Origin of the sequence: Prevotella sp. HMSC073D09 (genome assembly GCF_001814145.1) — a bacterium.
In the GTDB taxonomy this organism is placed as follows: Bacteria; Bacteroidota; Bacteroidia; order Bacteroidales; family Bacteroidaceae; genus Prevotella; species Prevotella conceptionensis.
This window is the reverse complement of record NZ_KV815019.1, coordinates 63,080-70,799: the sequence shown is the minus strand read 5'-3', so window position 1 is coordinate 70,799 and position 7,720 is coordinate 63,080. Positions and strand designations below refer to the sequence as shown.

The following is a 7,720-nucleotide window of genomic DNA, read 5'->3' as shown; positions in this document are numbered from 1 at the left end:
CTATATTTTCGCTAGAACGGAGCGAAAATTAGAGTGATATTGTAAAATAAAAGACAATAATTTAAGATTTTAAGATTTTGAGTTGATGAGTTTGTGAGTTTGTGGGTTTGTGAATTTTCCAGTTTGTAAGTTGATGTGTTCGGGATTTATTGGGCTTTTGTGAGTTTATAAGCCAGTGGGTTGATTTGTCCTGCACTTCGTATCTGAGAGGGGTGTTTATCTTGGTTTTACAGCACAAAGATAATAAACCCCTCTCAATTTGTAGAGATTTTAAAAGCCTAGTTGACTTCTACAATAAAATCTGAGATCTTGCCATTATTTTAGGTTGTTACAAAATTACACTTTTCCTCTTACAATACGAGGAGGTTTTACAGACAATGTGCAATGCCCTCTCTACAATCTTCGAGTTTTTGGTCAGTAGCCTTTGCCTTCTTTGGGTGGTTGTTGTGTAAAATCCTTTTCTATTCTCCATATACTGTCCGCAATACATCAAACGATTTTAGTTCGGGAAAGTCGGGGATGTGCAGGCGATAGAAGTTGATGGCTAGTTGCGTACAGCGGTTCCGCTCGTTGTGCGAGAGGGCGAAACGGTGCATCGTTTGGGGCGTTATGCGCATAAGCGTGGCCATTTGGGCGGCATCGGCCGAGGAGAGATAATCGTTGTGCATGGGAATGGCCGGTACGAAACAGCCACTTCGTAGGTCGAAAAGGCAACCAGGCGAGTAGTTTTCCAAGTTAGGATAGAAACCTAAGAACCGCGAAAGCCTTATCATAAAGGCCAGGTGGAAGTTGGCGAACAGCTGTTGCGCGCCGTCGAGCCAGCGAACACTCGTTTCCACGTAGCGATATAGCGGCACGTTTTGCTGCTCGCTACGTGTGGCGTGGCAAAGAAACTCGGCCAAGAAAAGCGTTATGGCCAATTTAGCCTCGCTATATGGTATAGATGTGAAGGGGTAGGCCATGCGCGCATCGCGTAGCCGTTGCAGTCGCGCGTTGGGTCGGTGGTCTAGTTCAATCTCCAAAATCGTAAGCGGTTGAAACAGCTGTTTCTTAATCTTCGCTTTCTGCGTGCGTGGAATGTTGCTCACAAACGAAACCCGCCCGAACGTCTCCGTGAGCATGTCGGTTATCAGTTGGCTGTCTCCGTATTTGATGGAGCGTAGCACGATGGCATGAGTTTTTACGAGCATGGACCTGATGATATTATGTAATGAGTGGGTGGCAAAAACACGCTTTAAAGTGGCTTTACCCTTGCAAAAATACGAAAAATCAGCCTTTTAGAGAAAAATATCACATGAAAGTTTGGTAGGAAGAATAAAAATGCGTACCTTTGCAACCGCAAATAAGCGATGGTCCCTTCGTCTATCGGTTAGGACGAGAGATTTTCATTCTCTAAAGAGGAGTTCGACTCTCCTAGGGACTACTAAAAAATAAAAAGGAAATAAGAGATGGCAAATCACAAATCATCATTAAAGAGAATACGCCAGACAAAGGTGCGGACTCTGCATAACAAGTATTATGCGAAGACAATGCGTAATGCCGTTCGTAAGCTGCGCGCTCTTACCAATAAGGACGAGGCTGTTAAGCTTTATCCCACCGTTCAGAAGATGCTGGACAAACTTGCAAAGACCAACATTATACACAAGAACAAGGCAGCCAACTTGAAGTCGAGCTTGGCTCTGCATATCAATAAGCTGGGCTGATAGCTCGGTTTTAAGTCGACTTTTACAAATCCGCAGTTCTAAAATAAGGAGCTGCGGATTCTTGTTTTTTAGCCTTATGTGTACCTTTCTCCTTTTAATTTCAGGTGTTGATTGAGAGAATGGCATCACTACCAAAAGTAGGTTGAACTCGAAGGATGAAAAGCTGATTTCACAATCAATGATGGTGAACAACTATTTTGATGGGGGCATACGTTTGGTAAAATGTCATCGTGGAAGACGGCGAAGTACACTGTGTATGGGCGCGGAGAAAAATAGTTATAAGACAATTAAATGTTAAGGAGGATGAGAAAATTATTGATATTGGCAGCGCTGTTCTTAACTAGCATTGCAGCTTTTGCCCAAGATGCAAAGGAGAGAAACCGTGAATGGGCAAAGTTAAGTTTGTTTTTGGAAGATTTAGAGAAACATAAAGGCGACTATATAGGAAGGCCGGCCAAGGTTTTATACGATAAGCTAAGGGCGAGTGTGTTTAGGATGAAGGATGTTGGCCTGATGGAAACAAGCATGCCATCCCATCCGAAAAACAAAAGCTTTCTAACGGGTTTGTACTTATACGATGTGCGTTCGGATGCGTCTCTTAAAGAACGGAAAAGCTTTATCATCGACGTAAGTTTAAACTGCCATATAGATAGTGATGAGTTTTGGGGCAAATTGCCAGAAGGTAATGCTTGGATGGAACATGCCATATTGCAGACAATGAACTACATCGTAACGGACATCAGTTGCTCTTGGTTTGACATGGGTGTCACAATAAGACCTGAATAATATGCAACAAGTTGTAGGGTGTGGGAACAAACAAACGCGCATTCTGCAACTTTAAACGGTAAATAACATTTCTTGTGTACGTCAAAATGCAGTTAAACCTTTCTGTTTCTCGTTGATTTTTAGTATCTTTGCATATTAAAATTCCTAATCAAGACAATGGTAGAAAATCAAAACAACGAGAACAACTACTCGGCCAGTAACATCCAAGTGCTTGAAGGCTTGGAAGCGGTGCGCAAACGCCCCGCGATGTACATCGGAGACATCAGCGAAAAGGGACTGCACCACCTCGTTAACGAAACTGTGGATAACTCTATCGACGAGGCTATGGCCGGTTATTGTAGCAACATCGAAGTAACGATTAACGAAGATAACTCCATAACCGTGCAAGACGACGGGCGAGGTATACCCGTAGACGAACACGAAAAGCTGCACAAATCGGCACTGGAAGTGGTGATGACCGTGCTGCACGCCGGCGGTAAGTTCGACAAAGGCTCGTATAAGGTGAGCGGCGGACTGCATGGCGTGGGCGTTAGCTGCGTAAACGCATTGTCTTCGAGAATGCTCTCGCAGGTGTTCCGCGATGGAAAAATTTACCAACAAGAGTACGAAACGGGTAAGCCGCTTTATCCGGTAAAGGTTGTCGGCGAGACGGATAAGCGCGGAACGCGCCAACAATTCTGGCCCGACCCCAGTATTTTCACCACAACGGTGTACCGTTGGGACATCATTGCATCGCGCATGCGCGAATTGGCCTACCTCAATGCCGGCGTTAAGATAACCCTGACCGACCTACGCCCCGATGAAAACGGCAAGACACGTACGGAGACGTTCCATGCCAAAGACGGGCTGAAAGAGTTCGTTCGTTACGTCGACCGCCACCGCACACACCTCTTCGACGACGTTATCTACCTTAAAACGGAGAAACAAAACATCCCCATCGAGGTGGCTGTGATGTACAACACCGATTACAGCGAGAACATACACTCGTATGTGAACAACATCAACACCATTGAAGGCGGTACCCACCTCACGGGTTTCCGCATGGCCCTTACGCGTACGCTCAAAGCATACGCCGACAACGACCCTGTTATATCCAAGCAGATAGAGAAATCGAAGATTGAAATAGCGGGCGAAGACTTCCGCGAAGGACTTACCGCCGTTATCTCCATCAAGGTGGCCGAGCCGCAGTTTGAAGGCCAAACCAAAACCAAGCTGGGCAACAGCGAAGTGTCGGGTGCCGTTCAGCAGGCCGTAGGCGAGGCCCTGGGCTATTATCTGGAAGAGCATCCCAAGGAGGCTAAGCTTATTTGCGATAAGGTGATACTTGCCGCCACTGCGCGTATCGCCGCCCGCAAGGCACGCGAGAGCGTTCAGAGGAAGAACCCCATGTCGGGTGGCGGACTGCCAGGTAAGCTGGCCGACTGTTCTAACAAAGACCCCAAAACGTCTGAAATATTCCTCGTCGAGGGCGACTCGGCAGGCGGTTCGGCCAAGCAAGGGCGCGACCGATACACGCAAGCCATACTTCCACTGAAAGGAAAGATATTGAATGTAGAAAAGGTGCAATGGCATAAGGTGTTCGAGGCCGAGTCGGTAATGAACATCATACAGAGCATTGGTGTGCGTTTCGGCGTTGAAGGAGAGGACGATAAGGAGGCCAACATCGACAAGTTGCGCTACGATAAGATTATCATCATGACCGACGCCGACGTCGATGGTTCGCACATCGACACGCTTATCATGACGCTTTTCTATCGTTTCATGCCCCGCATCATACAAGAAGGCCACCTTTACATCGCCACACCGCCCCTCTACCTCTGTACGTATAAGAACAAGGTGCGCGAGTATTGCTACAACGAACAGCAACGCCAGGCCTTTATCGACAAGTACGGCGAAGGGCAAGAAGACAACAAGAGCATACACGTGCAACGCTATAAAGGTTTGGGAGAGATGAATCCCGAGCAGCTTTGGGAAACAACGATGGACCCCTCAACGCGCCTGCTTAAACAAGTGACCATCCAAAATGCCGCCGATGCCGATGAGATCTTCTCCATGCTTATGGGCGACGACGTGGAGCCACGCCGCGAGTTTATCGAGCAAAACGCCACTTACGCCAACATCGACGCATAAGGGCAACCGCGTATGTGGCAAAGTTGCTGAGTTCGTTAGTTTGTGTGTCCTTCGGCATTCAAACGCTTTCGGATGGATAAAGTAGCAGGCTTTGGGCAGAATGGAGCGCACAGCAGAAAACATCAAGCTAACAACTCGCAAGCTTACATGTAATATATAATAAGGAGAGACTGCCTTTCGGGTGCAGCCTCTTCTTTGCTATTGGGCAGGTTCTAAAAACAAACGCGCAATTGTTGGCACCTGTCCTTAACGGTGATTATTAGCAAAACGGCCACGCTGGCCGCCCAAACGCCTGTGCAGGCAGTGCCTTGCGCGCTGCGGCTTATGGCGCAGTCAAGTGGAAAACGCCGTGGTAGGCGGATGGCGTTTACCGCATATCTTTTCCACAAAAAATAACAATCGACAAATGAGAAAGACTATATTAGCAACAGCAACCCTACTTTTTTCGGCCCTCACATCGTCCGCCCAAGGTGTTCCCTTGCGCATTTGGGACAATCGCCCAGGCTCCTTCTTCGAGAATAGCATGCCCATTGGCAACGGAAAACTCGGCGCAATGGTAGACGGAAACCCGCATTGCGACTATCTTAAACTGAACGACATCACGCTGTGGAGCGGCAAGCCCATCGACCCAAACGAGGATGCTGGCGCGCACAAGTGGATTCCACAGATACGAAAAGCTCTGTTTGAAGAGAACTATGCGCTGGCCGACTCGCTGCAACTGCGCGTGCAAGGGCATAATTCGGCTTGGTATCAGCCGCTTTCCACCCTGTGCATCCGCGATGTGAAAGCGGCTGCAAACGCTGATGCGCCTTTGAAGAACTATCGCCGAGAGCTCGACTTGGACAGTAGCTTGGTAAAGGTGAGTTATGAAAGTGAGGGCGTGAGCTATCGTCGAGAATACTTCGCCTCGCATCCCGACCGCGCCATCATGGTGCGCCTTACGGCCAACAAACCCCACGCCATCAGCCTGCAACTGTCGCTTACCTCGTTGCTCAACCATCAAACACGTGTGGAAGGCAGCACCATCAGGCTCACGGGTCATGCCGAAGGCCACCCCGACAGCACCGTTCACTTTTGTAACCTGCTGCAAGCGAAAGCCGCCGACGGCACGATAACGGCACAGGACAGCACGCTCTTGATAAGCAACGCCACACAAGTGGTGCTGTATGTCGTTAACGAAACAAGCTATAACGGCTTTGACAAGCACCCCGTAACGCAAGGCGCACCCTATGTGCAACTGGCAGAAACCGACTTGAAGAACCTGCAAAACTGCACTTTCGAACAGCTAAAACAAAACCATACGAACGATTATCAAGCCCTTTTCGGACGTCTTGCCCTGCATTTGGACGGCACAAAGCTTGATATGCTCCGAACAACCGAGCAGCAACTGCTAGACTACACCAAGCGTGGAGAAGCCAATCCTTATCTCGAGACGCTTTACTTTCAGTTTGGCCGCTATCTGCTCATCAGCTCATCGCGCACACCTGGCGTGCCTGCTAACCTGCAAGGGCTTTGGAATCCGCACGTTAGGGCACCTTGGCGAAGTAATTACACAGTTAATATCAACCTCGAAGAGAACTATTGGCCGGCGCAAGTGGCCAACCTTGCCGAGCTGACCACGCCTTTGGTTGGCATGGTGAAGGCACTATCCGTGAACGGTCGTTACGCTGCACGAAACTATTACGGCATCAACGAAGGCTGGTGTTCGAGCCATAACACCGACCTGTGGGCCATGACGAACCCCGTGGGCGAGAAACGAGAAAGTCCTGAGTGGGCCAATTGGAACTTGGGTGGAGCATGGTTGCTGAGCAACCTTTGGGAGCAGTACGACTTTACACGCGACCGCCATTATCTTCGCCACGCACTATTCCCGCTGATGAAAGGCGCGTGCGACTTTATGTTGCAGTGGCTCGTGGAGAACCCCAAGCAGCCGGGCGAGCTGATTACTGCGCCCAGCACATCGCCCGAAAACGAATATGTTACGCCCAATGGCTACCACGGCACAACGGTGTATGGCGGTACGGCAGACCTCGCCATATTGCGCGAACTGTTCGCCAACACGGCTACTGCGGACGAAATTCTGAACGGACGGCCAACGGCTTACAGCAAAAAGCTGCGCCAAACGATAGGCCGCCTGCACCCATACACCATCGGTAAGGAGGGCGACTTGAATGAATGGTACTACGATTGGAACGATTTCGACCCCCAACATCGCCACCAAACCCACCTCATCGGGCTGTATCCGGGTCACCACATCGCGCCCGAAACAACGCCCGAACTAGCTGAGGCTGCCCGAAAGACACTGGTTCAGAAGGGCGACATCTCTACGGGATGGAGCACGGGATGGCGCATTAACCTTTGGGCTAGGCTTTACAATGGCGAGAAGGCTTACCAAATATATCGTAAACTGCTGACCTATGTGGCACCCGATGCCATCAGGAAGAGCGATGCAGGCCCTGGTGGTGGCACCTATCCCAACCTATTCGATGCCCATCCGCCTTTCCAAATAGATGGTAACTTCGGCGGAACGGCTGGCGTTTGCGAAATGCTGATGCAAAGCGCGCGTGGTATTAGGCTCTTGCCTGCATTGCCCTCGGCTTGGCCTTCGGGCAGCGTTAAGGGCCTTTGTGCGCGTGGTGGTTTCGTTGTAGACTTCTCTTGGCACAATGGTAGCGTAACCCAAGTGCGCATTAAGAGCAAGGTGGGCGGACAAACCACGCTGTACTATAATGGAAAGGCGTGCAAAGTGAAGTTAAAGGCGGGTAAGGAGGCCGTCTTACGATGAAGTGCAGGGTGTGCATGATGGGTGTTCCCCTCGCCGTTGCCCTTGTAGCATTAGCATGGGCAGTGTCGGTGCCTGTTCGTGGTGCAAAGGCCATGTTTGCAGCCACGAATAATGTCTGCGCGTACAACGCCAGTGATTTTTCAGACCCCAAAGGCGATGGTCTGCAATGTGCCGATGGGGCTTTGGCTGTTGTTTCCACATCGCACGCCCTGTCTTCGCCTATTATATATAAGGAGTGCCAAGGGCAAGATGCTGCTATTTTTCGTACTGACGGTGAAAGCTTTGTGGCAACTTCTTCCGCCACTCCTATTATATA

General features: G+C 49.6%; 6 protein-coding genes and 1 tRNA gene. 6 read left to right on the top strand and 1 reads right to left on the bottom strand.

The window, feature by feature from the left end; translation table 11 throughout:
• Positions 1 to 461: 461 nt before the first annotated feature.
• The gene (locus HMPREF2955_RS00895) at positions 462 to 1,190 is read right to left on the bottom strand and encodes a DNA repair protein RecO (protein WP_070720054.1); all 729 of its coding nucleotides are present in this window, start codon (positions 1,188 to 1,190) and stop codon (positions 462 to 464) included.
• Positions 1,191 to 1,351: 161 nt separating this feature from the next.
• Between HMPREF2955_RS00895 and HMPREF2955_RS16075 the strand changes: the two genes are divergently transcribed.
• From HMPREF2955_RS16075 to HMPREF2955_RS16070, 6 genes are all read left to right on the top strand, one after another.
• Positions 1,352 to 1,423: transfer RNA gene (locus HMPREF2955_RS16075), tRNA-Glu, on the top strand.
• A 25-nt stretch (positions 1,424 to 1,448) separates the two neighbouring features.
• On the top strand, positions 1,449 to 1,703 hold the full coding sequence (rpsT, locus tag HMPREF2955_RS00890) for a 30S ribosomal protein S20 (protein ID WP_009231631.1): 255 nt from the start codon (positions 1,449 to 1,451) through the stop codon (positions 1,701 to 1,703).
• A gap of 303 nt (positions 1,704 to 2,006) precedes the next feature.
• Positions 2,007 to 2,489: a hypothetical protein gene (locus HMPREF2955_RS00885; RefSeq protein ID WP_070720053.1), complete on the top strand. Its 483-nt coding sequence runs from the start codon at positions 2,007 to 2,009 to the stop codon at positions 2,487 to 2,489.
• Positions 2,490 to 2,645: 156 nt separating this feature from the next.
• Positions 2,646 to 4,619, top strand: coding sequence for a DNA topoisomerase (ATP-hydrolyzing) subunit B (gyrB, locus tag HMPREF2955_RS00880; RefSeq protein ID WP_070720051.1), 1,974 nt, complete (start codon positions 2,646 to 2,648; stop codon positions 4,617 to 4,619).
• A gap of 406 nt (positions 4,620 to 5,025) precedes the next feature.
• Positions 5,026 to 7,404, top strand: coding sequence for a glycoside hydrolase family 95 protein (locus tag HMPREF2955_RS00875; RefSeq protein WP_070720049.1), 2,379 nt, complete (start codon positions 5,026 to 5,028; stop codon positions 7,402 to 7,404).
• The coding region (locus HMPREF2955_RS16070) for a hypothetical protein (RefSeq protein ID WP_168166854.1) at positions 7,401 to 7,720 on the top strand (320 nt) is incomplete at its 3' end. The genes HMPREF2955_RS00875 and HMPREF2955_RS16070, both read left to right, overlap by 4 nt.

Excerpts from the sequence above, each read along its gene's own strand:
- HMPREF2955_RS00885 (WP_070720053.1), top strand. The coding sequence starts at position 2,007 with ATGAGAAAATTATTGATATTGGCAGCGCTGTTCTTAACTAGCATTGCA.
- HMPREF2955_RS00895 (WP_070720054.1), bottom strand. The coding sequence starts at position 1,190 with ATGCTCGTAAAAACTCATGCCATCGTGCTACGCTCCATCAAATACGGA.
- rpsT (WP_009231631.1), top strand. The coding sequence starts at position 1,449 with ATGGCAAATCACAAATCATCATTAAAGAGAATACGCCAGACAAAGGTG.
- HMPREF2955_RS00875 (WP_070720049.1), top strand. The coding sequence starts at position 5,026 with ATGAGAAAGACTATATTAGCAACAGCAACCCTACTTTTTTCGGCCCTC.
- gyrB (WP_070720051.1), top strand. The coding sequence starts at position 2,646 with ATGGTAGAAAATCAAAACAACGAGAACAACTACTCGGCCAGTAACATC.